The following is a 23,507-nucleotide window of genomic DNA, read 5'->3' on the forward strand; positions in this document are numbered from 1 at the left end:
ACAATTGACAAACCAATTCACTAGTCGGTAACTGACATGACATCCCCGTATAGCCTGAACTGGGAAAACACTTCAGACGAGAGGAACGGAACGCCTTGAACCTGCGTGAACGGAAGAAGCAGCGCACCCGGGACGCGCTGCTGCGTGCCGCTCTGGAGCTGTTCGCCACGCGCGGGTACGACGAGACCACCGTCGACGACATCGCCGCCGCCGTCGACGTCTCGCAGCGCACCTTCTTCCGGTACTTCGCCGGCAAGGAGGAGACGGCGTTCTTCGTGCCGCGGCTCGCGGAGGGGCTCGTCGTCCAGGCCCTTCAGGTGCGCCCGCCGGACGAGGGCCCGCTGGAGGCGCTGCGCCGGGCCGTGCTGGAGAGCTGGGACACGATCAACGAGGCCGTGGAGGAGATCGTGCCGATCGACCTCCATCTGCGCGTCTACCGGGTGATCGAGTCGACGCCCGCGCTGTTCGCCGCCCATCTGCGGCGGTCGGCGGAACTGGAGGAGCAACTCGCGCGCATCATCGCCGAGCGCGAGGGGCTGGACGTGGACGCGGATCCGCGGCCCAGGATCGTCGTAGCCCTGTTCGGCGGGGTGATTCGGGTCACCGAGCGACTGTGGTCCGCGGGGGACGAACTCAGCCTCGCGGGAATGCGCCAACTCACCACGACATACCTGGATCAGGTGGGTCCGGCGCTTGCCGGGAACTGGCGTACAGGGCAGTCCCCTTAGCGCATACACCGAAACGTGATCCCGGTCACTTGGTTAACGCGAGACCCTCTCGTTCTCCTAGTGTGTCCTTTCAGTGACTTCCTTCGACACCTCCCCGCAATTGAACGTCTGGCGCGCACTGCTCGCTCTGGCCGTCGTGTTCGTGATGCTGGCGACCACCGGCTGGACGGCCCTGCGCAACCAGCGGGGCGACACGCCGCTCCAGGCCTCGCTCTCCGCCTGGGAGCACGGCCGGATCGGCGGCCACGGCCTGCCGGACCCGCAGGCCCAGCCGAAGAAACTCGCCCGCTTCTTCGCCTCTCTCACCGAGCACGACCGCGCGAGCCTGGTCCGCAAGTATCCGCTCGCGGTCGGCAACATGAACGGCGCCCCGGTCGAGCTGCGCTATCGCGCCAATCGCGTCGCGCTCGAGCAGGCACGCAAGGTCGAGCGGGAACGCATGCACGACAGCCGCCTCACGGCGGTCGGGAAGCATGAGGCCGGCCGAAGGATGCACCGCTTCGAAGACCTCCTGGCGCAGGGCCGCCACATCCTCGCCTTCGACCCGGAGGGCTCGGGCCGGGTGGCGGAGGTCTTCGGCGATCTGCGCAAGGCGGACCGGGTCTCGGTCGTCGTGCCCGGCGTGGACACCGACCTGCTCACCTTCCAGCGCACCCAGCGCAAGTACTCGGCGCCCGTCGGCATGGCCGAGTCCCTGCACGAGGCCGAGCGGGCGGCGAGCCCCTCGACGCGTACGGCCGTGATCGCCTGGGCCGACTACACGGCACCCAGCGGACTCGGCATCGACTCGGCCACGGCGATGCGCGCCGCGGAGGGCGCCGTACGGCTGAACTCGCTGGTGCGGGCGCTGCCCGGCGACAAGCCGGTCTCGCTGTTCTGCCACAGCTACGGCTCCGTGGTGTGCGGGGTCGCGGCGCGTTCGCTGCCGGCCAAGGTGTCCGACATCGCGGTGGCCGGCAGCCCCGGCATGCGCGTCGAGAAGGCCGCCCAACTGCACACCGGCGCCCGGGTGTGGGCCATGCGGGACGCCGACGACTGGATCCAGGACGTGCCCTACCTGGAGGTCGGCGGTCTCGGCCACGGGGCCGACCCGGTGTCCGCCGGGTTCGGCGCGCGGGTGCTGTCGGCCCAGGGCGCGAAGGGGCACGCCGGCTACTTCGAGCCGGGTACGGCAAGTCTGATGAATTTCGCAGAGATCGGCGTTGGCGCATACCGCTCGGTGCACTGCGCGCACGAAGACGGCGTCTGCCGGACCGGTTTGTCCGGCACGGCGGCGGCCTGACGCGCGTAGAGGCGAAGGAATTGCGGTCTGCTCGGGAGGGGGACGGAGGAGCGTGTGCCGCATACGATGAGCCGCATGGGTGACGTACTGGCCGGATTTCATGCCGCCTGGGAGTTCGAGTCCGACTCCGTGCTCATCCGCTACGAACGGGGGATTCGAACACCTAAGCTCTTTCAGGCACTCGGGGAACGCCGTGTCCCGCTGGACGCGATCGCCGGGGTGACGCTGACCCGGGGGAAACGCGGCACGGTCGTGCTGCGCGTCGAGCCGCGGCCCGGCGCGGACCCCTTGATGGAGGCGGCCGCCGGGCAGCTGAAGGAGAGCGGCGACCCCTACCGGCTGGTGATGCCCGCCGAGCGCGAGGTTCTCGCGGAGTACTACGCCGACGAACTGCGGGCGCTGCTGGCGAAGTCCGAGTCCGGGCCCGCGGAGCGGTTCCTGGTGGAGCCGCCGAAGGGGCCGTTGTCGTTCAAGGCGTACGACGGGAAGGCCTCGTTCGACGGGCGGACCGTCAACTTCCGCTGGTTCTGGACGGGGGCGTCGTCGGCGAAGTGGAAGGCCGGCGACCAGAACTTCCCCGTCGGGGAGCTGAACGGGGTCGAGTGGCGCTCGCCCGAGGTGTTCGAAGGGCATCTGCGGTTGCTGCACCGGGACGCGGGCGGGGCGGCCGCGCAGGCCGACCAGGATCCTGCCGCGGTGGTGTTCGGGCTGGGGTACGGGCCGGTGCACGAGTCACTGCCGTTCGCTGCGGCGGTGTTGGCGGCGGTGCGGACGTCTCAGCCGGTGGCTGCTGTGTCCGCGGCTGGGCCGCGCCGTGATCCCGCGGATATCGCCGAGCGGATTCGGCATCTCGGGGAGTTGCATCAGGCCGGGCTGGTGACTGATGAGGAGTTCTCTGTGAAGAAGGCCGAGTTGTTGGCGGAGCTTTAGCGTCTGCGTGGTGCGGTGCGGTTTGCGGGCGCGGGTTGTGCGTGGCTTGTCGCGCAGTTCCCCGCGCCCCTTAAGTCCGCTTCACTCACGTCCGGCAGAAGTGAAGGCCATGTCCGCGTAGCGGTTGCCTGCCACCTTGGACGCGATCGGGTCCAGGAGGGCCAGCTCGTCGTCGGTGAGGACGATCCTGGTCGCCGCCGTGTTCTCCTCCACCCTGGTCGGCTTGCGGGTGCCCGGGATCGGGATGACCGGCAGGCCGTGGACGGACGACTGCTGGTGGGCCCAGGCCAGGGCGATCTGGCCGACCGACGCGCCGTGGGCCTCGGCGACCGTGCGGACGGGCTCCAGCAGGGCCCCGTTGGCGGCGGCGTTGTCCCCGGTGAAGCGGGGCTGCTGGCGTCGGAAGTCGCCCGACGACAGGTCCTCGGCGCTGGCGAACGAGCCCGTGAGGAAGCCGCGTCCGAGAGGCGAGTACGAGACCAGGGTCACACCCAGCTCACGCGCCGCCGGGACGACGTTCGTCTCGATGTCCCGGCTGAAGAGCGACCACTCCGACTGCACGGCGGCGATGGGGTGGACGGCGTGGGCGGCGTGGAGTTCGCCGGCCGTGACCTCACTCAGGCCGAGGTGCTTGACCTTGCCCTCGCGGACCAGCTCGGCCATGGTGCCGACGCTCTCCTCGATCGGCACGTTCACATCGCGCCGGTGCATGTAGTAGAGGTCGATGACGTCGACGTCCAGGCGCTTCAGGCTCGCCTCGACGGCCTGGCGGATGTAGGGCGGGTCGTTGCGGATGATCCGGCGTGTCGGGTCGTCCGGGGGGATGGCCAGGGCGAACTTGGTCGCGATGACGAGTTCGTCGCGGTGAGCCTTGAAGAACGGCGAAAGGAACCGCTCGTTCTCGCCGGCGCCGTACGCGTCGGCCGTGTCGTAGAGGGTGACGCCGAGTTCCAGTGCCCGTTCCAGGGTCGCCCGGGAGGCGTCGGCGTCCGAGGGGCCGTAGCCGAAGTTCATGCCCATGCAGCCGAGGCCCTGGACGCCCACCTCGGGGCCGTCGTCGCCGAGCTTCGCCGTCGTGATCCTGCCGTCCGTCATCGGGACCTCTCCGACGCCAGGGCACGCCCGGCGTCCGCGTAGAAACTGATCTTCCGGTCGAGCACGGCGAGCGTGCCGCGGAGTTCGTCGATCCTGGCCAGGACGTCCTCGCGGGTCGTCTTGAGCAGCTCGAAGCGCTCGCCGTAGGTGTGGTCGCCCTCGCGCACCAGTTCCGCGTACCTGACCATGTCGGCGACCGGCATGCCCGTCAGGCGGAGCTTGCCGACGAGGTCGAGCCAGTCGAGGTCGCGGTTGGTGTAGCGGCGCTGGCCCGTGTGGGACCGGTCGATGTGCGGCATCAGGCCGATGCGCTCGTACCAGCGCAGGGTGTGTGCCGTCAGGCCGGTGAAGGCGACGACCTCGCTGATCGTGTAGCGGTCCTCACCGTCCGGGCGCCGGTCCTGCCGCGGCGGGCCTGCGCAGGTGTCGGTCCTGGTCCCCGTGGTCTCCATCACCGTCATGACCCCAACGCTAGAACCCTGGAGTGCACTCCAAGCAAGCGCGGACGGTAAGAAATGGGCAGGACGTTTCTTGATCCGTCTGGTTAGCGTACGGAGTCATGAGTTCTGTACGCCGTGCCCTGCCCGAGGACGCCGAGGAAGTCCTGCGGCTGCGCCAAATCATGATCGACTCGCTGTTCGCAAGCGACCCCTCCACCCGCTGGCACGGGGAGTCCCTCCCCACCCTGAAGACCAAACTGGGCGAATCGGGCGGGGACTTCGTGGCGTTCGTCGTGGACCACCCGGAGCGGCCCGGGGCGCTGGCGTCGCTGGTGGCCGGGACGATCGACTACCGCATCGGGAAGTCGGGCGATCCGCAGGGCAAGGTGGGCTTCGTGTTCAGTGTCGCCACCGACCCGGACGCCCGGCGCCGCGGGTATGCCCGCGCCTGCATGCAGACCCTGCTGGACTGGTTCCGCACACACGGCGCCCGACGCGTACAGCTCACCGCCTCACCGGAGGCCGAGCCGCTGTACGTCTCCCTGGGGTTCCGGCCCAAGCCCGACCCGTTGCTGGAGCTGACGCTGTGAGCGCATAGGCTCGAACGCATGTCGTTGAAGAGCCTCGCGTTGATCGAGAACTGGCCGGTTCCCACCGCCGCGGCGGGTGTCGTCCGGGCGGACGGCTCCGTCCTCGGCACCCATGGGCCGGCCGGACGGCGGTTCCCGCTCGCGTCGGTGACCAAGCCGCTCGCGGCGTACGCGGTGCTTGTGGCGTACGAGGAGGGGGCGGTCGAGCTCGACGAGCCCGCCGGCCCGGCCGGGTCGACGGTCCGGCACCTGCTCGCGCACACCTCGGGCCTCGCCTTCGACGAGCACAAGGTCACGGCCCCGCCCGGGGAACGGCGGCTGTACTCGAACGCCGGTTTCGAGCAGTTGGGCGACCACATCGCGAAGGCGACCGACATCCCCTTCGGGGAGTATCTACGGCAGGCCGTGCTGGAGCCGCTGGGGATGACCTCGACGGCCCTGGAGGGCTCTCCGGCCAAGGACGGGGTGTCCACGGCCGAGGACCTGCTGCGGTTCGCGGCCGAGGTGCAGGCACCGCGCCTGCTGGACCCCCGTACGGTCGCCGAGGCGATGACGGTGACCTACCCGGGCACCAAGGGCGTCCTGCCGGGGTACGGCCACCAGAACCCCAACGACTGGGGGCTCGGCTTCGAGATCCGCGACTCCAAGTCGCCGCACTGGACGGGATCCTCGTCCTCACCGCGCACGTTCGGGCATTTCGGGCAGTCCGGTACGTTCCTGTGGATCGACCCCGACGCGCGTGCCGCGTGTGTCGCGCTGACGGACCGCGCGTTCGGGCCCTGGGCGGTCGAGGCATGGCCGGCGTTCACGGACGCGGTGCTCGCGGAGCTCTAGGCCGCGGACCCTAGGACATCTCCCAGATCAGCAACTCGGCGTCGGACACGCCCTCGGCCTCCAGGGACTTGGCGTCCGTGACGCGGGCCGCGTCGCCCGCGCCCAGTTCCTCGCCGTCGAGGCGTACATCACCCCGTACGACATGCACGTACGCGTGCGCCCCGTCCGGCACCGCCGTCCGCTCCCCCGCCGCGAGGCGCCGCACGTGCAGCATCGCGCCGGCTTCCGGGACGGCGTAGGGCGTCGAGTCGGCGATGCCGTGGACGACCTCGTAGTACGGGTCGCCGCCGGGCCGGAGCGGGGCCAGCCACATCTGCACGAAGGTCAGCGGGGCGGGGCCGTCGTTGCGCTCCACGTGACGTACCCCACCCGCCGAGCTGAGCCGCTGCACGTCCCCGTGGCGCACCACCGACTCGTGCCCGGTGGAGTCCCGGTGCGTCAGCTCGCCCTCCACGACCCACGTCACGATCTCGGTGTGGCTGTGCGGATGCTCGTCGAAGCCGGCTCCCGGGGCCAACCGCTCCTCGTTGCAGGCGATCACCGCGCCGAAGCGGAGGTTGTCCGGGTCGTAGTGGGGCCCGAAGGAGAAGGCGTGCCAGGTCTCGATCCCCGCGGCGGGTTCCCCTCCGGGGTAGCGCTCGTGAGCGCGCCGTACGTCCATCACGGAGACCACCGTAGACCCGCCGACGCACCTTCCCGTCCGGATAAGGCAGTCTTGTCCCCGTGCCCGAACCCGAAACCAGCAACAACGCAGCCCCAGCACACGACGCCCACCCGCATTCCGCGACGCTGAAGCGGTTGGTGGAGTCGTCCGGATCGCTCGCCGCGCAGGCCATCGCGCGGATGGACGAGACGCTGCCCTGGTACCGGGCCATGCCCCCGGAGAACCGTTCCTGGATCGGTCTGGTCGCGCAGGCGGGTATCGCCGCCTTCACCGAGTGGTTCCGGCATCCGGACGCCCCGCAGGCCATCTCCACCGACGTGTTCGGAACCGCGCCGCGCGAGCTGACCCGGGCGATCACGCTGCGGCAGACCGTGGAGATGGTGCGCACCACCATCGAGGTCATGGAGAGCGCGATCGACGAGGTCGCGGCCCCCGGCGACGAGAGCGTGCTGCGCGAGGCGCTGCTCGTCTACGCCCGGGAGATCGCCTTCGCCACCGCCCAGGTGTACGCGCAGGCCGCCGAGGCACGCGGTGCCTGGGACGCCCGGCTGGAGTCCCTGGTCGTGAACGCGGTGCTCAGCGGCGAGGCCGACGAAGGAGCCGTGTCGCGGGCCGCCGCCCTCGGCTGGAACTCGCCCGAACACGTGTGCGTGGTACTCGGCACCGCACCCGACGGCGACTCCGAACTGACCGTCGAGGCCATCAGGCGCGCCGCCCGGCACGCCAAGCTCCAGGTGCTGACCGGTGTGCTCGGGGACCGGCTCGTGGTCATCGCGGGCGGCAGCGACAACCCGCTGGCCGTCGCCAAGTCGCTCATCGGCCCGTACGCGGCCGGACCGGTCGTGGCGGGCCCGGTGGTGCCGGACCTGCTGGCCGCGACCCGGTCCGCGCAGGCCGCGGCGGCGGGGCTGAAAGCGGGTTCTGCCTGGCAGGACGCCCCGCGCCCGGTGCTGGCCGACGATCTGCTCCCGGAGCGCGCGATCGCCGGTGACCCCGCGGCCCGTGAGCAACTGGTGGAGGAGATCTACAGACCACTGGAGGAGGCCGGGGCCGCGCTCCTGGAGACCCTCAGCGTCTATCTCGAACAGGCGAGCAGTCTCGAGGGCGCCGCCCGCATGCTGTTCGTGCATCCCAACACCGTCCGCTACCGGCTTCGACGTGTGACTGACGTCACCGGCTGGTCACCCTCCGATGTACGCTCTGCGTTCACGCTGCGGATCGCTCTGATCCTGGGGCGTCTGGTCGATGGAGATCTCCAGCCCTAAGGTTTTGTCGGAGCCCGACAAAACCCCCTCGTGTTCTTCGTCCCTGTCCCCACGGGCGGCCGTGCCCGTACCCAAGAGAGAGTGTGAGAGTGCTCGTACTCGTCGCTCCCGGCCAGGGCGCCCAGACGCCCGGCTTCCTGTCCGCATGGCTCGACTTCCCCGGTGTCCGCGGTGCCCTCGAGGCATGGTCCGACGCCGCGGGCCTCGACCTGATCCGTTACGGCACCGAGGCCGACGCGGACGAGATCCGCGACACCGCGGTGGCGCAGCCGCTGCTGGTCGCGGCCGGACTGGCGTCCACGTACACGCTGTTCGACGACCCGGCCGAACTGCCCCGCAAGGTCGGCGCCATCGCCGGGCACAGCGTCGGCGAGTTCACCGCCGCCTCGCTCGCCGGTGTGCTCCCGCACGAGGAGGCCGTCCGCCTCGTCCGCACCCGCGGGCTCGCCATGGCCGAGGCCGCCGCCGTCACGGAGACCGGCATGGCGGCCCTGCTGGGCGGTGACCCGGAAGTGACGGTTTCGCACCTGGAGAAGCTGGGCCTGACCCCGGCGAACATCAACGGCGCGGGCCAGATCGTCGCGGCCGGTACGAAGGAGCAGCTCGCCGCGCTGGAGGCGGACAAGCCCGATGGCGTGCGCAAGGTCGTCGCGCTGAAGGTCGCCGGCGCCTTCCACACGCATCACATGGCCCCCGCGGTCGACACGCTGGCGAAGGCCGCCGAGGCCCTGACGCCCGGCGACCCGCAGGTCACCTACGTCTCGAACAAGGACGGGCGGTCCGTCGCCGCCGGCACCGAGGTGCTGGACCGTCTGGTCGGTCAGGTCGCCAACCCGGTCCGCTGGGACCTGTGCATGGAGACCTTCAAGGAGCTCGGCGTCACGGCCCTGATCGAGGTGTGCCCCGGCGGTACCCTCACCGGTCTCGCCAAGCGTGCTCTGCCCGGTGTGAAGACGCTGGCCCTGAAGTCCCCCGCCGACCTCGACGCGGCTCGCGAGCTCATCGCCGAGCACGCCTGACCGCCGCCCCCAAGGAGCCGTCCGCATGGCGAAGATCAAGCCCAGCAAGGGCGCCCCGTACGCGCGCATCCTCGGCGTCGGCGGCTACCGTCCGACCCGGGTCGTGCCGAACGAGGTGATCCTCGAGACGATCGACTCGTCCGACGAGTGGATCCGCTCGCGCTCCGGGATCGAGACGCGGCACTGGGCGAACGACGAGGAGACCGTGGCCGCGATGTCGGTCGAGGCCTCCGGCAAGGCGATCGCCGACGCCGGGATCTCCGCCGAGCAGATCGGCGGAGTGATCGTCTCGACCGTCTCGCACTTCAAGCAGACCCCGGCCGTCGCCACCGAGATCGCCGACAAGCTCGGCACGAACAAGGCCGCCGCCTTCGACATCTCGGCCGGCTGCGCGGGCTTCGGCTACGGCCTGACCCTCGCCAAGGGCATGATCGTCGAGGGCTCAGCCGAGTACGTCCTCGTCATCGGCGTGGAGCGCCTGAGCGACCTCACCGACCTGGAGGACCGGGCGACGGCCTTCCTGTTCGGCGACGGTGCCGGCGCGGTCGTCGTGGGCCCGGCCCAGGAGCCCGCCATCGGCCCCACGGTCTGGGGCTCCGAGGGCGACAAGTCCGAGACCATCAAGCAGACCGTGCCGTGGACGGACTACCGTTCCGGCGAGGTCGCCAAGTTCCCCGCCATCACGCAGGAGGGCCAGGCGGTCTTCCGCTGGGCCGTGTTCGAGATGGCGAAGGTCGCCAAGGAGGCGCTGGACGCCGCCGGCATCTCCGCGGACGACCTGGACGTCTTCATTCCGCACCAGGCCAACGAGCGGATCATCGACTCGATGGTGAAGACACTCAAGCTGCCGGAGTCCGTCACGGTCGCCCGTGACGTACGCACCACCGGCAACACCTCGGCCGCCTCGATCCCGCTCGCGATGGAGCGGCTCCTGGCGACCGGTGAGGCGAAGAGCGGCGACACCGCGCTCGTCATCGGCTTCGGGGCGGGTCTCGTCTACGCCGCGACTGTCGTTACCCTCCCCTAGGCACTCCGTGCCGGATCATGCGGTCCGGCACGAAGGAAACACCTGCCACACCCTCTGGATATCTACGAAGGAGCGCCAACATGGCCGCCACTCAGGAAGAGATCGTCGCCGGTCTCGCCGAGATCGTGAACGAGATCGCCGGCATCCCGGTTGAGGACGTCCAGCTGGACAAGTCCTTCACCGACGACCTGGACGTCGACTCGCTGTCCATGGTCGAGGTCGTCGTCGCCGCCGAAGAGCGCTTCGACGTCAAGATCCCGGACGAGGACGTCAAGAACCTCAAGACCGTCGGCGACGCGACCGACTACATCCTCAAGCACCAGGGCTGATCGTCCGACCAGGCCCTGGGCCTACTGCCCCGCCACCCGGCGGTGGCGCCGCTTAATCCTCGTATCCGTTGGAGAAAGAATTCCCGTGAGCCCGACCAATCGCACCGTGGTCGTCACCGGTATCGGCGCAACCACACCGCTGGGTGGCGACGCAGCCTCTACCTGGGAGGGCCTGATCGCCGGACGTTCCGGCGTCAAGCCCCTGGAGCAGGAGTGGGCCGCCGAGCAGGCGGTCCGTATCGCGGCCCCGGTCGCCGTGGAGCCGACCGAGGTCATCCCCCGGCCGCAGGCCCGCCGCCTGGACCGCTCGGCGCAGTTCGCGCTGATCGCGGCCAAGGAGGCCTGGGCCGACGCCGGTTTCGAAGCGAGCGCCGACGAGGACCCGAACGTCGACCCGGACCGGCTCGGCGCGGTCATCGCCTCCGGCATCGGCGGCGTGACGACCCTGCTCGACCAGTACGACGTGCTGAAGGAGAAGGGCGTTCGCCGCGTCTCCCCGCACACCGTGCCCATGCTGATGCCCAACAGCCCGTCGGCCAACGTGGGGTTGGCCGTGGGTGCCCGGGCGGGCGTGCACACGCCGGTCTCCGCCTGTGCCTCGGGCGCCGAGGCCATCGGCTACGCCATCGAGATGATCCGCACCGGTCGCGCCGACGTCGTCGTCGCGGGTGGCACGGAGGCGGCGATCCACCCGCTGCCGATCGCCGCGTTCGGCAACATGATGGCGATGTCCAAGAACAACGACGACCCGCAGGGCGCGTCGCGTCCCTACGACGTGGCCCGCGACGGCTTCGTCCTCGGTGAGGGCGCCGGTGTCGTCGTCCTGGAGTCCGCCGAGCACGCCGCGAAGCGCGGTGCGCGGGTGTACGCCGAGGCGGTCGGCCAGGGCATCTCGGCCGACGCCCACGACATCGTGCAGCCGGAGCCGGAGGGGCGGGGCATCTCGCAGGCCCTGCAGCACCTGCTGGAGCGCAACGACCTGGATCCGGCGGAGATCGTGCATGTCAACGCGCATGCCACGTCGACGCCGGCCGGTGACATCGCCGAGCTGAAGGCGCTGCGGAAGGTGTTCGGTGACGACGCCGACCATTTCGCGGTGTCGGCGACGAAGTCGATGACCGGGCATCTGCTGGGTGGTGCGGGTGGTGTCGAGACGGTTGCGACCGTGCTCGCGCTGTACCACCGGGTGGCTCCGCCGACCATCAATGTCGAGAACCTTGACCCGGAGGCCGAGGCGAACGCGGACGTGGTTCGTGGTGAGGCTCGGAAGCTGCCGGTGGATGGGCGGATCGCCGCGTTGAACGACTCGTTCGGGTTCGGTGGGCACAACGTGGTGCTGGCGTTCCGGACGGTTTGATCGTCTTTACGGCGATTGGCCCGGACTCCCTGAGGGGGGTTCGGGCCAATCGCCGTTTCTGACGTGTTGTGTGCCGAGTGACGGCCGGTGGGGGTTGTTCGCGCAGTTCCCCGCGCCCCTGAAAAACGCGTTGTGTGTCGCGCCCACGCGGCGGAGCCGCACATCGAAACAGCCCCGCGCCCCCAAGAAAAGAAGGGCGTCACACCACCTGGTGGAGCCAGCGGACCGGGGCGCCTTCTCCTGCGTAGCGGAACGGTTCCAGTTCGTCGTCCCAGGGCTTGCCGAGGAGTTTGTTGAGCTCGGCCTCCAGGTCGGTCTCGCCGCGCTGGGAGCGTTGCAGGGCCGCGCGCAGGCGGTCCTCGGGGATGAGGATGTCGCCGTGGATGCCGGTGACGGCGTGGAAGATGCCCAGGTCGGGGGTGCAGCTGTAGCGTTCGCCCTCGGCGGTGGGGCAGGGCTCGGCCGTCACCTCGAAGCGCAGCAGCTGCCAGCCCCGCAGGGCGGACGCCAGCTTCGACGCCGTGCCCGGCTGGCCCTGCCAGGAGAACTCCGAGCGCCAGGTGCCCGGCGCGGCGGGCTGGCGGATCCAGTCCAGGCTGACGCGTGTGCCGAGCACCCCGGCGATGGCCCACTCGACGTGCGGGCACAGCGCGCGCGGCGCGGAGTGCATGTACAGAACTCCACGGGTCGTCACCGGAACCTCCGGGCAGAGCGGACCATCTTTGAACGGGCGGAACGGCTGTGACCGGGCGGGTCACGTTGATGGCGAGGCTACCGTGCGGTGGCGCAAGGAGTGTGACGTACGGTCGGTCCCGGTGCCGGGAAACGCCCGCCATTCACCCAGGGGGACGCTTGTACGGGTGTGAGCCGTTGCACCTGATCGGTCGGGAACCCTCGTGCGTTGTTAATGGGTGGGGAGACAGCCATGGCGCGGCGAGGGGATGGAACAGGCATGCGGAAGCGAAGCCACCGCTCACGGATCGTTGCCGCCGTGGCCGTGGCGACTGCCCTGGGGGTCACGGGATGTGACGCCGTGGGGGGCAATTCTCCCGCCCCGTCCGCCAGCGCCAAGCCGTCGCCCAGACCCACGCCCCTGTGGGACCGGAGCCCGAGTTCCGTCGCGGCCGTCGGTGACTCCATCACGCGCGGTTTCGACGCCTGTGACGTGCTGCAGGACTGTCCGGAGGCGTCCTGGGCGACCGGCGCCAGCCCTCAGGTGGACTCTCTCGCCGTCCGGCTGCTGGGGCGGGCCAGGGCCGCCGAGCGGAGCTGGAACTACGCCGTGACGGGGGCCCGGATGGCCGATCTGCCCGGGCAGATGACCCAGGCGGTGCGGCGGAAACCGCAGCTGGTGACGGTGATGGCCGGGGCGAACGACGCCTGCCGGTCCTCCACGGCGGCGATGACCCCGGTCTCCTCCTTCCGCAGCGACTTCGAGGACGCGCTGCGCACCCTGCGCGAGGCTCTGCCCAAGGCACAGGTGTTCGTGGCGAGCGTGCCGAACCTGAAGCGGCTGTGGTCGCAGGGCCGCAACAGCCCGTTGGGCAAGCAGGTGTGGCAGCTGGGCATCTGCCCGTCGATGCTGGGCGACGCGGACGCCCTGGACTCGGCGGCGACCCTGCGGCGGGACACGGTGCAGAAGCGGGTGGAGGACTACAACAAGGTCCTGAAGGAGGTCTGCGCCGAGGACAAGAGGTGCCGGTACGACGGAAACGCGGTGTACGACTACCGCTTCGGCACGGCTCAGTTGAGCCGCTGGGACTACTTCCACCCCAGCGTGAACGGACAGGCCCGGTTGGCGGAGATCGCGTACCGCACGGTCACGGCGAAGGACCGCTGACGCAGGCCCTGCCCTAGAGTTCCGCACATGAACGAACTCTTCGGCACACTTTCCGACGGCACGCCGGTGCACCGCTGGACCCTGGAGCGGGCGGGCGTGCGGGTGCGGGTGCTGTCGTACGGCGGGATCGTGCAGTCCGTCGAGGTGCCGGACCGGGAGGGCCGGGCCGGGAACGTGGTGCTGGGGTTCCCGGATCTCGAGGGCTATCTCGCCCACCCCGGGCCCTACCTCGGAGCCCTGATCGGGCGGTACGCCAACCGGATCGCGGGCGGCCGTTTCCCGCTGGACGGTCGGACGTACGCCCTGGAACCGAACAACGCGCCGAACTCGCTGCACGGCGGGTTGCACGGCTTCGACAAGCGGGTGTGGGACGCGGCCCCGGTCGAGCACGGTGTGCGGCTCAGCCGGGTCAGTCCGCACGGTGAAGAAGGGTTCCCGGGGCGGCTGGAGGTCTCGGCGACGTACACGCTGCGGGAGAGCGGCGCGCTGCGGATCGCCTACGAGGCCGTGACGGACGCGCCGACCGTGGTGAACCTGACGAACCACAGCTACTTCAACCTGGGCTGTTCCGGCGACGCGGGCGGCCATGAACTGCGGCTGGCCGCCTCCCGGTACACGCCGGTCGACGCGGACCTGATCCCGGCCGGCGGCCTGGACGACGTGACCGGCACGCGCTTCGACTTCCGTGAGGCCCGCAAGGTCGGCTCCGGCTACGACCACAACTTCGTGCTGGACAAGGGCGTGGCGGACGTCCCGGTGGAGGTCGCCGAACTGCACGACCCGGCGTCGGGGCGGGTGCTGACGGTGGCGACGACCGAGCCCGGACTCCAGCTGTACACCGCCGACCATCTGAGCGAGCCCTTCGCGCCCGGCGACGGCATCGCGCTGGAGACCCAGCACTTCCCCGACTCCCCGAACCGGCCGGACTTCCCGACCACGGTGCTGCGGCCGGGCGAGGTGTTCCGCTCGGAGACGGTGTACGGGTTCGGCACCCGCTGAGTCACAGGCCGGGAAACCGTCGCGGCCCCGGAAACCCACGAGCCCCGGTCCAGGGGTCAGGTCCCGGACCGGGGCTGCTCAGTGGGGAACTCGTCCCGGATCAGACGTTAATCGTCGCGGTGATCCTGCGGTCGGTGATCGAGCGCGCCACCTGGATCTCGTACGAACCCTTCACAAACGACCACGAGGCGTTCGTCTCGTCCCAGCTCTCGAAGGCGCGGCGCGGCAGTTCGACGGTCGCCTCGGCGCTCTCGCCCGGTGCGGCCTCGACGCTCGCGAAGCCGGCCAGCCAGCGCGCCGGACGGGTGGGGTCGGGCTCGCTCGGGGCGAGGTAGAGCTGGACGACCTCGCGGCCCGGGCGGTCGCCGGTGTTGCGGAGGCGGACCTTCGCGGTGGTCCCTTCGGCGCTCCCGGCGACCTCGACCGACTCGTAGGTCCAGTCGGTGTAGCCGAGGCCGTGGCCGAAGGGGTAGGCGGGGGTGCGGCCCTGTTGCTCCCAGGCGCGGTAGCCGATGAAGACGCCTTCGTCGTAGGGGAGTTCGCCGCCCTCCGGGACGACCTGGGTGACCGGGGCGTCGGTCAGGGAGCCCCAGGTGGTGGGCAGGCGGCCGCCGGGCTCCTGGGCGCCGGTGAGCACGTCCGCGAGGGCCGCGCCGCCCTCCTGGCCGGGGAACCAGCTCAGGAGCACGGCGGCGACGTCGTCGCGCCAGGGCAGTTCCACCGGGGAGCCGGAGTTGACGACCACGACGGTGTTCGGGTTGGCGGCGGCTACGGCACGGACCAGGTCGTCCTGGCGGCCGGGGAGGCGCAGGTCGGTGCGGTCGAAGCCCTCGGACTCGACGCGGTCGGTGGTGGCGACCACGACGACGGCCGTGTCGGCGGCGCGGGCGGCAGCGGCGGCCTCGGCGATCAGCTCGTCGGGGTCGCGCTGCGGGTCCTGGTGGGCCAGGGTGAAGCCGATGACCCGCATGGGGTGGCCGTCGGGCGGCGGGACGGTGTAGGTGAGGGAGACCTCGACCGGGTCGCCCGCGGTGAGTTCGACGCGGGCGTGGGGCACCGGGGCGCCGAAGAAGGCGGCGAAGGGGTCGCCGTCCTCGGCGGGGCGCTGGACGTCGTCGAAGTACGTGGTGCCCGCGACGGTCAGCCTGAAGAGGCCGAGCCCCTTGAAGCCGAAGGTGTGCGTGCCGGTCTCGCGCGGGGTGAGGGTACCGGTCAGTTCGACGCTGTGCAGGGTGTCGTGGGTGACGCCGTCGGGCAGGTCGGCGCCCATCCACTGGATGTGGCCGCTGGGCGCCGAGCGGGTGCCGATGACGGTGCCGTCGCTGTCGCGGCAGACCGCGCGCAGCTCGAAGCCCGGTCCGGCGACGGGGAGTTCGGTGTTGGGGTCGGCGCCGAGGGCAAAGGTGACGCTGCCGTCGGGGAGGGCGGCGGTGAGGCCGTCGAGCGGGGAGACGGTCCGGGCGGGGAAGACCGTGGCGGAGCCGCCGCCGAGGACGCGGGCGTCGCGGGCGGCGGCGCCGATCAGCGCGACGCTGCCGGGCTTCAGCGGCAGCGCGCCTGACTCGTTGCGGACGAGGACGAAGGAGCGGCGGGCGATCTCCCGGGCGAGTGCCTCGCCGTCGACGGGTGCGGGCGGTTCGGTGACGACCGGTTCGGCGCCGTCCAGGATGCCGACCCGGGCGGCGAGGCGCAGGACGCGCCGGACGGCCTCGTCGACCTGCGCCTCGTCCGCCTCGCCGTCCCGCACGGCCTGCGCGAGGGCCTCGCCGTAGACGGTCCGCGGGCCGGGCATCGCGATGTCCAGGCCGCCGGTGAGGGCGCCGGTGGTGGAGCGGGCGGCGGTCCAGTCGGAGACGTTGATCCCGTCGAAGCCCCACTCGCCACGCAGGACCTCGTTGACCAGGTGGTGGTGCTCGGTCATGGTCGGGCCGTTGACGGAGTTGTAGGCGGTCATGATGCCCCAGGGGTGGGCGCCCGCGACGATCGCCTCGAAGGGGGCCAGGTACAGCTCGCGCAGGGCGCGTTCGCTCACCAGGTTGTTCACCGTGAGGCGGTCGGTCTCGGCGTCGTTGGCGACGAAGTGCTTGACAGTGGTGCCGACGCCGCCGGACTGGACGCCCCGGACGTACTCGGTGCCGATCCGGCCCGTGAGGTACGGGTCCTCGCTGTAGGCCTCGAAGTGGCGGCCGCCCAGCGGGGAGCGGTGCAGGTTGACCGTGGGGGCGAGCAGGACGTGGACGCCCTTGCGGCGGGCCTCCTGGGCCAGCAGCACACCTGCCCGGCGGGCGAGTCCGGGGTCCCAGGTGGCGGCGAGGGCGGTCGGTGAGGGCAGGGCGACGGACGGGTCGTCGGCGCTCCACTGCACCCCGCGGACGCCGATCGGACCGTCGGACATGACCAGCGAGGCCAGGCCGACCTGTGGCAGCGCGGGCAGGCTCCACAAGTCCTGCCCGGCCAGCAGCCGTGCCTTGGCGTCCAGGTCGAGCTTGCCGAGGGCCGCCTCGACGGCGACCTCACGGGCTGCGTCCTGCATCGCCTGTGTTCTCTCCGCCACGCCGGCCTCCTGGTTGAAGTCGATGTACGTCCTCCTCATCCTGCCTCGGCAGCATGCGAAGGACTCGCGACCGCAACCAATAATTGAGCAACCCACACGGCGAGCAACCACGTCCGCGAGAGCGGCGGCGGTTTAGCCGCAAAGGGAGGAGGCACTGCTGGTCGCGGTGCTCCAGGAGCGGGACCGCTGGGACGCGATGCCCGCCGGGCGGCTGCGGCTGGACCTGCTGGCCTCGCTGGTCGAGTACAACGCGATGCGTCCCGCCATCATCCAGACCTTCTCGGCGCTGCTCGGCGAGAGTGTCACGGAGGACCATCCGGCCCGCGCCTACTTCACGGAGCGCTACGTCGGGGTCCGCGCCGGCATGGCCGAGGTGCTGCGCGCCGAGTACGGCGACCGCCTGCCGAGCGGCCTCACCCCCGAGCGGGCCGCGCCCCTGCTGGTGGCGATCCTGGACGGCCTGCAGTACCAGTGGCTGCTGGACCCGGAGTCGGTGGACATGGCGTCGGCGTTCCGGGACTTCCTGACGCTGCTGGGCGAGAGCACCGACTGAGCACCACTCCCCCATCGACCCATGGCGTAGATCACTCCCGTCACGCGATACTGCGGCCGTCCGGCACCAAGCCACCGCAGCACCCCCACCGTGACGGAAGGCCTGAACCTCCTTGAACTCCATACGTGTTCGCCTCGGCGTCCTCGGGCTCGCCCTGCTGACCGGCCTCACCACCCCGACGGCCGCGAGTGCCGCCCAGGCGGCCCCCTCCCCCACCGTCGAGGAGCAGCGGCTCGGCAAAGCCGTCCCGCAGGAGATCCTGCGCCGCTCCGGGTTCGACACCGTCGCCCCGCGGCTGGCCAGGGAGCTGGGGGCGGCCCGTTCCTACGCGGAGGCCCGCCGGGCCGTCGCGCGGGAGGGCGCGCGGTTGTGGCGGCGTGCGGTGGACCGGGCGCAGGGCCGTGGACCGGCGGCCGGTGATCTGAGCCGGGACGACGACCGGCCGCTGTACTGGGCCCGGCTCGGCATGACGCGTGAAGTGCGCACCTGGGATCCGGAGTTCGGTCTGACGGACGGACAGCGGGCCACGCTGCTCGACGAGCTGGAGCGCACCTCACGCGGCCAGACGACCATCGGCTACCCCCACGGCAAGGGCCTGAAGCGGATCCTGCTCACCGGCTTCGACCCGTTCACCCTGGACCGGGACATCCGGATCTCCAACCCGTCCGGCGCCACCGCGCTCGCCCTCGACGGCACGGTGATCGAGACGGCGGACGGCCCGGCCCGGATCGAGACGGCCGTGTTCCCGGTGCGCTGGCAGGACTTCACGGACGGGACGGTGGAACGGACGCTGCGGCCCTATCTGCCGAAGGTCGACCTGTTCACCACGGTCAGCCAGGGCCGGGTCGGGAAGTTCGACATCGAGCGGACCAACGGGGCCTGGCGGGGCGGCTTCGGGGACAACGACAACATCGGCCGCACCGAGACCGTCCCCGTCACCGACCCGGCCTCACAGCCGCAGTGGACGACGACCACACTGCCGTACCGGGCGATCGTCGCCGCGGAGACCGGCCGGTTCCCCGTGTACGACAACACGAGCGTCACCGAGATCCCGGCGGGCGGCACCCAGCCCGTCGTACGCCCCGAAGGGCCGACCCCCGGCTCGACCGCACGGCAGGGCGGCGGCGGGGACTACCTCTCCAACGAGATCGCCTACCGGGCGACGCTGCTGCGCGACCGGCTCGGGCTGCACGACCGGCTGCCGGGCGGGCATGTGCACACGCCCGTGCTCCAGTTCGGCGCCGGGAACACCACCGAGGTCACCGACCCGGAGTTCGTGCGGAACCGGCTGGACATCATCGCCCAGGTGAGGGCCATCCTGAAGGCGGCTGCGGAAGAGCGCTGACGTCCCCGTCGCCCTCCACGGCGGAGCCACCCTCCTGAATCTCCTCACCGAGCAGTTCCCGCGCCATGAGGGTGGCGCCCGCGACCGCGCCCGGCATCAGGAACACCGCCACGACCGGCACCAGGAAGGCCACGGCCAGGGGCGTGCCGAAGCCCCAGACCAGGGTCTTGCGGGAGCGGAGCAGCGTCAGGCGGGTGCGCAGGTCGACGCCGCGGCGCTGGAGGGCGACGGCGGTCAGCTCCTCGGTCAGGAAGAACCCGGTGACGAAGAACCCGAGCACCGGTACGGCCGTCTGGCCGACCACCGGGATGAAGCCGCAGGCGAACAGCAGCACGCCCCACAGGGCGGCCCGCACCACGATGCGCAGACTGTCGCGGCCGGAGATCCACAGCTCGCGCCAGAGCGGCAGGCCCGACTCGGGGGCGTGGCCGTCCGGGGACACGTCCCGGTCGACCTTCTCGGAGAGGTTCTCGTAGAAGGGCTGCCCGATCAGCAGCGTCACCGCCGTGAACGTCACGACGGCGAGGAGCAGGGCGAGGGCGAACAGCACGGCGGTCAGGAAGCCGCGGAAGAGGCCGAGCCAGGGGCTCGACCAGTCGTCGGCGAACGGGGTCGCCCAGGTGACGGCGTCCTCGCCCCACAGCGCCAGCGCGACCAGCGCCGCCGCGTACAGGACCAGGGTGATCAGACCCGGGAGCAGCCCGAAACCGTACTGCTTGCCGTGCCGGGCCACCCATCGCTGGCCCTTCAGGAGGTACCGGAACCCCGCCCCGAGATCGCTCATGGGAAAACCCTATCGGTGCAGGCCCGGACGCACTCCGCAGGGGCCATCCGGGTCATCGGTGACACCAACGCGCTCTTGTTGCCGTTGAGTCGAACCGGTACACCTCGCCGTACCGATCTCAGGAAGCCCCGGAGGAGGTACGCGTGCGCACCACGAGAACCGTTCCTGCGAGACCTGTACTGATCGTCACCCTCAGTCTCGCGACGGCGGGCTTACTCCTGCTCACCCCCCACACCGCCGGCGCGGACCCGAGGCCCGTCACCCGGGAGGGCCCGGCCGTCGACGACCGAGCGGCCCAGGCGCCCCCGAGCGCGGCCCGGCGCGCCCTGACCGCCGAGGCCTCCACCGGCCCCACGTCCGCCACCCGCGGCTACCCCCGCCGCCAGCTCCTCTCCCCCGACCCCGAGAACCCCCGCGACAAGTCACTGAAGCTGGGACTCACCCCGTACCACGCGATCGCCCCGAAGCTGAACGCCCTGCAACGCCTGGGCGACCGCGTCAGTGTCGAGGTGACCGGCCGCTCCGCCGGCGGCCACCGCCTCTACCTGGTCACCGTCACCGCCCCGGAGACCACCCGCCAGGCCCGCGCCCAGGAGCGGATGCGCGAACTGATCGAGAACGCTCCCGCGTCCGCCGCCAGGTCCCGCGAGATCAAGCGCGCGTACAAGGCCCCGGTCTTCGTCAACAACAACATCCACGGCAACGAGTGGGAGGGCACGGACGCCTCCCTGAAGATCATCGAGCAGCTCGCGACGGCCAAGGACGCGAAGACGCGCGACCTCCTGGCGCACAGCCGCCTGTACTTCAACGTCACGGCCAACCCGGACGGCCGTATCGCCGGCACCCGCGCCAACGCGAACGGCTTCGACCTGAACCGCGACTTCGTCACGGCCTCCCAGCCCGAGACCCGCGCGATGCGGCAGATCGAGCTGGACAAGCAGCCGGCCGTCCTGCTCGATCTGCACGGCTACGTCAACGGCACCCTCATCGAGCCCACGACTCCCCCGCACGGCGAGAACTACGAGTACGACCTCTTCCTGAAGAACTCCTACGCCAACGCCCTCGGCATGGAGTCCGCCGTGAACGCCCTCGGCTACACGTCCGCGAAGGACGGCGTGGAGCCGGCGCAGATCCCGTTCCGCGACCAGGAGGAGGGCTGGGACGACTGGCCGCCGATCTTCACCCCGCAGTACGCGGCCTTCCACGGCACGGTGGCCGCGCACACGGTGGAGATCCCGCTGGCGGTGAACAACGAGGAGTACGACACCCTCCCCGTCCCGGAGCTGCGCCGCCGCTCGGCGGTCAACACGGCCGTGGCGGGCGCGGCCGTCCGCGCGACCCTGAACCACGTCCGCGAGCACCGCGCCACCCTCGTCGCCGACCAGATCGAGACCTTCCGCCGCGGCGCGGCCGGCGCCCCGCAGGTGCCGGTCTCGCCGAAGACGGTCCCCGGCGTCCCCGGCATCGGCCCGGAGGACGTCTACACGACCGACTTCCCGCGCGCCTACGTCATCCCGCCCGGCGGCTCCCGCACCCAGCGTTCGGCCCCGGCAGCGGCCCGCCTCGTCGACCACCTCCTCGCCAACGACGTCCGCGTCACCCGCGCCATCCGCCCCTTCCGCCTGGCCGGACGGACGTACGCCCGGGGCTCGTATGTCGTAGACCTGCGCCAGCCCAAGCGCGGCATGGCGAACGTCCTGCTGGCCGACGGCCGGGACATCAGCGACAAGGTGTCGGTGATGTACGACATCTCCGGCTGGAGCCTGGGCCGGCTGTGGGGAGCCACGGTCGAGCGGGTGACCTCGGGCAGCCTGCGGGGCGCGCCCCTGCGCCCGGTCACCGAGGCCGCGCCCGTCGCCCATGTGCCCGCGCACGGCACCCTCCGCCTGCGCCTGACCGACCCGCGCGAGATCGCGGCCCTCAACTCCCTCCTCGGGCAGGGAGTCCGGGTCCGGCAGGCCCCGGACGGCAGCGCGATCGTCCCGGCGTCGGCACGCCGCCAGGCCCTCTCAGCCGCCCGCACGCACGACGTCTCGTTCACCGCGACGCACCTCAAGGGCGGCACACCCCTGCACCGCCTCCGCATCGCCGCAGCCGTCACCCCGGGTGAGCTGTTCGCCCTGCGGGAGATGGGCTTCGACGTCACACCGGTCTCGACGGCCGTCCTGAACAAGGGCTTCAACTGGTCAGCCACAGACGTGCTGTTCGTGTCGGCCGACCTGGACCACGCCTCCCTCACCACCCCCGCCCGCAAGGCCCTGGACGCCTTCCTCGACGGTCACGGCCTGGTCGGCCGGGGCGCGACGGGAGCGGCCCTGAACGCGGCGGCGGGCCTGCTGGCCGTCAAGCCGGTCGAGGGCAACCCGGACGCCAACGGCGTCGTACGCGCGGTGAACTCGGGCCGCCTCACCCAGCACGCCCCCGCGCACACCTTCGTCTACGCCCCGCTGTGGTTCACCGACCTCGGCCCGGGCGTCCGCGCGGAGCAGTCGTACGCGAACGGGAACCCGCTCCTCTCCGGGCACTGGCGTCCGCTCGGGGACGGCACCGGCGGCCCCGCCGAGGCTGCGGGACAGGCCTCGGTGGTCAGCGGCGGCAGGACGGTCCTGTTCGGCACCGAACCCCTCTTCCGGGACCACCCCAAGGGGGAATTCCCGCAGGTGGCGAGGGCATTGTTCACAGTGGCACACAGCGGTTCAGCGAAGGAGAACGGATGACGCAGGAGATCCACGGCACCGTGGCCGACGGCTTCGAGGGGGTACGCGAGGAGTTCGCCGCGTTCGTGGCCGGGGACCGCCCCGACTACGAGGGCCAGCTGTGCGCCTACGTCCACGGCCGCAAGGTCGTCGACCTCTGGGCGGGCACGGACGCGGACGCCCTCTACGGCGTGTTCTCCTCCACGAAGGGCGCCGCCTATCTGGTCGTGGCTCTCCTCGTCCAGGACGGCACACTCGAACTGGACCGCAAAGTGACGTACTACTGGCCGGAGTTCGCGGCTGAGGGCAAGGGCGACCTGACTCTGCGCGATCTGCTCGCGCATCGCGCAGGGGTGGTCGGCACGGACACCGGCTTCAGCCTGGCGGAGCTGGCCGACGACCGCCAGCTCGCCGAACGCCTTGCCGACCAGCGGCCCTTCTGGCGCCCCGGCACGGCGTTCGGCTATCACGCGCTGGTCAGCGGCGCCCTGACCGGCGAGGTCGTACGCCGCGCCACGGGCCGCACACTCCAGGAGATCTACCAGGAGCGCGTCCGCACCCCGTACGCCCTGGACTTCCACCTGGGACTGCCCGCACCCCAGGAACCCCGCTTCCGCACCACCCAGCCGATGGCCCCGACCCCGGACCAGCAGGCCCTCCTCGATGCCACGCCCACGGGCCCGCACACCCTCGCCTCGATCGCCTTCAACCGCAACGCGACGGAGGCCACCGACCTGGCCTCCCTCCCCAACATGCCGCTGGTCCGCGCCAAGGGCCCGGCATCGGTGGGCGGAGTGGCGTCCGCGCGGGGTCTGGCCGGGATGTACGCGGCGGCCATCAGCGGGGTGGGCGAGCAGGCGCCGCTGCTGAAGCCGGACACGGTGGCGGAGTTCGGCCAGTTCCACTCGGTCGGCTACGACCTGGTGGCACGTGCCCACAAGTCGTTCGGCCTCGGCTTCCAGACGACGGCTGACACGTGGCACCCGTTCCTCGGCGCCGGGACGATCGGGCACAGCGGCGCGAGCGGCTCGCAGGCCTTCGCGGACCCGTGGAGCGGACTGGCCTACGGCTACACCCGCCGCCGTTTCGCGTTCCCCGGCGGGGCCGCCCCCGAGAACAACCGCCTGGCACAGGCGATCCACCGGGCGGCACTCGCCGCCTGACCCCGCGCACGAG

21 protein-coding genes and 1 pseudogene are annotated in these 23,507 nt (G+C 71.2%); 16 read left to right on the forward strand and 6 right to left on the reverse strand.

The annotated features are described in order from the left end of the window. The first annotated feature begins 95 nt into the window (after positions 1–95). The 3 genes from ACIBK5_RS15180 to ACIBK5_RS15190 all read left to right on the forward strand — a co-directional run bounded on the left by ACIBK5_RS15180 (position 96) and on the right by ACIBK5_RS15190 (position 2,940). Positions 96–728, forward strand: a complete 633-nt coding sequence (locus ACIBK5_RS15180) for a TetR family transcriptional regulator (RefSeq protein ID WP_399019689.1) — start codon at positions 96–98, stop codon at positions 726–728. Between the two features lie 73 nt (positions 729–801). Then, positions 802–2,010, forward strand: a complete 1,209-nt coding sequence (locus ACIBK5_RS15185; protein WP_399019692.1) for an alpha/beta hydrolase — start codon at positions 802–804, stop codon at positions 2,008–2,010. Positions 2,011–2,076: 66 nt separating this feature from the next. Beyond that, positions 2,077–2,940 carry a DUF4429 domain-containing protein gene (locus ACIBK5_RS15190; protein WP_399020016.1) on the forward strand — a complete coding sequence of 288 codons (864 nt, stop codon included), beginning with the start codon at positions 2,077–2,079 and terminating at the stop codon, positions 2,938–2,940. Positions 2,941–3,021: 81 nt separating this feature from the next. Here the strand turns inward: ACIBK5_RS15190 and ACIBK5_RS15195 are convergent, their stop codons facing one another. Both ACIBK5_RS15195 and ACIBK5_RS15200 read right to left on the reverse strand, forming a co-directional pair. Next, positions 3,022–4,035, reverse strand: a complete 1,014-nt coding sequence (locus ACIBK5_RS15195) for an aldo/keto reductase (protein WP_399019694.1) — start codon at positions 4,033–4,035, stop codon at positions 3,022–3,024. Further along, complete coding sequence (locus tag ACIBK5_RS15200) at positions 4,032–4,496, reverse strand: MerR family transcriptional regulator (protein WP_399019696.1); 465 nt, start codon at positions 4,494–4,496, stop codon at positions 4,032–4,034. The genes ACIBK5_RS15195 and ACIBK5_RS15200 overlap by 4 nt, the downstream gene beginning before the upstream one ends. 98 nt (positions 4,497–4,594) lie before the next feature. Here ACIBK5_RS15200 and ACIBK5_RS15205 point away from each other — a divergent pair, with 98 nt between their 5' ends. Continuing rightward, positions 4,595–5,065, forward strand: a complete 471-nt coding sequence (locus tag ACIBK5_RS15205) for a GNAT family N-acetyltransferase (RefSeq protein ID WP_399019698.1) — start codon at positions 4,595–4,597, stop codon at positions 5,063–5,065. A gap of 18 nt (positions 5,066–5,083) precedes the next feature. Further along, positions 5,084–5,899, forward strand: a complete 816-nt coding sequence (locus tag ACIBK5_RS15210; RefSeq protein ID WP_399019700.1) for a serine hydrolase domain-containing protein — start codon at positions 5,084–5,086, stop codon at positions 5,897–5,899. Positions 5,900–5,909: 10 nt separating this feature from the next. Here the strand turns inward: ACIBK5_RS15210 and ACIBK5_RS15215 are convergent, their stop codons facing one another. Then, a complete protein-coding gene (locus tag ACIBK5_RS15215; RefSeq protein ID WP_399019702.1) occupies positions 5,910–6,563 on the reverse strand; it encodes a pirin family protein in 654 nt (217 codons plus the stop codon). Positions 6,564–6,622: 59 nt separating this feature from the next. Here ACIBK5_RS15215 and fasR point away from each other — a divergent pair, with 59 nt between their 5' ends. From fasR to fabF, 5 genes are all read left to right on the forward strand, one after another. Further along, positions 6,623–7,828 carry a fatty acid biosynthesis transcriptional regulator FasR gene (fasR, locus tag ACIBK5_RS15220; RefSeq protein ID WP_399019704.1) on the forward strand — a complete coding sequence of 402 codons (1,206 nt, stop codon included), beginning with the start codon at positions 6,623–6,625 and terminating at the stop codon, positions 7,826–7,828. Positions 7,829–7,917: 89 nt separating this feature from the next. After that, positions 7,918–8,847, forward strand: a complete 930-nt coding sequence (locus ACIBK5_RS15225) for an ACP S-malonyltransferase (RefSeq protein ID WP_399019706.1) — start codon at positions 7,918–7,920, stop codon at positions 8,845–8,847. 25 nt (positions 8,848–8,872) lie between these two features. Further along, the gene (locus ACIBK5_RS15230) at positions 8,873–9,874 is read left to right on the forward strand and encodes a ketoacyl-ACP synthase III (protein WP_193477752.1); all 1,002 of its coding nucleotides are present in this window, start codon (positions 8,873–8,875) and stop codon (positions 9,872–9,874) included. Between the two features lie 80 nt (positions 9,875–9,954). Beyond that, complete coding sequence (locus ACIBK5_RS15235) at positions 9,955–10,203, forward strand: acyl carrier protein (protein ID WP_003989952.1); 249 nt, start codon at positions 9,955–9,957, stop codon at positions 10,201–10,203. Between the two features lie 85 nt (positions 10,204–10,288). Continuing rightward, positions 10,289–11,560: a beta-ketoacyl-ACP synthase II gene (gene fabF, locus ACIBK5_RS15240; RefSeq protein WP_399019709.1), complete on the forward strand. Its 1,272-nt coding sequence runs from the start codon at positions 10,289–10,291 to the stop codon at positions 11,558–11,560. Between the two features lie 199 nt (positions 11,561–11,759). Here fabF and ACIBK5_RS15245 read toward each other — a convergent pair whose 3' ends face one another. After that, a complete protein-coding gene (locus tag ACIBK5_RS15245) occupies positions 11,760–12,254 on the reverse strand; it encodes a DUF3145 domain-containing protein (RefSeq protein WP_382493011.1) in 495 nt (164 codons plus the stop codon). 258 nt (positions 12,255–12,512) lie between these two features. Between ACIBK5_RS15245 and ACIBK5_RS15250 the strand changes: the two genes are divergently transcribed. Together ACIBK5_RS15250 and ACIBK5_RS15255 are read left to right on the forward strand one after the other, a co-directional pair. Further along, positions 12,513–13,400 (forward strand): SGNH/GDSL hydrolase family protein, encoded by an 888-nt coding sequence (locus ACIBK5_RS15250; protein ID WP_399019711.1) that lies wholly within the window; start codon positions 12,513–12,515, stop codon positions 13,398–13,400. Between the two features lie 27 nt (positions 13,401–13,427). Beyond that, positions 13,428–14,399: an aldose epimerase family protein gene (locus ACIBK5_RS15255; protein ID WP_399019713.1), complete on the forward strand. Its 972-nt coding sequence runs from the start codon at positions 13,428–13,430 to the stop codon at positions 14,397–14,399. Between the two features lie 100 nt (positions 14,400–14,499). Here ACIBK5_RS15255 and ACIBK5_RS15260 read toward each other — a convergent pair whose 3' ends face one another. Beyond that, a complete protein-coding gene (locus ACIBK5_RS15260) occupies positions 14,500–16,932 on the reverse strand; it encodes a glycoside hydrolase family 3 protein (protein WP_399020017.1) in 2,433 nt (810 codons plus the stop codon). Between the two features lie 166 nt (positions 16,933–17,098). Between ACIBK5_RS15260 and ACIBK5_RS15265 the strand changes: the two are divergent. Together ACIBK5_RS15265 and ACIBK5_RS15270 are read left to right on the forward strand one after the other, a co-directional pair. Further along, positions 17,099–17,506 (forward strand): annotated as a pseudogene (locus ACIBK5_RS15265) (TetR family transcriptional regulator C-terminal domain-containing protein); the annotation flags it as partial. A 112-nt stretch (positions 17,507–17,618) separates the two neighbouring features. Further along, complete coding sequence (locus tag ACIBK5_RS15270; protein WP_399019715.1) at positions 17,619–18,851, forward strand: pyroglutamyl peptidase; 1,233 nt, start codon at positions 17,619–17,621, stop codon at positions 18,849–18,851. Here the strand turns inward: ACIBK5_RS15270 and ACIBK5_RS15275 are convergent. Then, a complete protein-coding gene (locus tag ACIBK5_RS15275) occupies positions 18,802–19,635 on the reverse strand; it encodes an EI24 domain-containing protein (protein ID WP_399019717.1) in 834 nt (277 codons plus the stop codon). The genes ACIBK5_RS15270 and ACIBK5_RS15275 overlap by 50 nt on opposite strands. A gap of 143 nt (positions 19,636–19,778) precedes the next feature. On the opposite strand from ACIBK5_RS15275, the gene ACIBK5_RS15280 reads away from it, so the two are divergent. Next, positions 19,779–22,352 (forward strand): M14 family zinc carboxypeptidase, encoded by a 2,574-nt coding sequence (locus ACIBK5_RS15280; RefSeq protein WP_399019719.1) that lies wholly within the window; start codon positions 19,779–19,781, stop codon positions 22,350–22,352. Continuing rightward, positions 22,349–23,494, forward strand: a complete 1,146-nt coding sequence (locus ACIBK5_RS15285) for a serine hydrolase domain-containing protein (RefSeq protein WP_399019721.1) — start codon at positions 22,349–22,351, stop codon at positions 23,492–23,494. The genes ACIBK5_RS15280 and ACIBK5_RS15285 overlap by 4 nt, the downstream gene beginning before the upstream one ends. The last annotated feature ends 13 nt before the right edge of the window (positions 23,495–23,507 follow it).

The sequence above is a fragment of the Streptomyces sp. NPDC050546 genome, assembly GCF_044457425.1.
GTDB lineage: Bacteria > Actinomycetota > Actinomycetes > Streptomycetales > Streptomycetaceae > Streptomyces.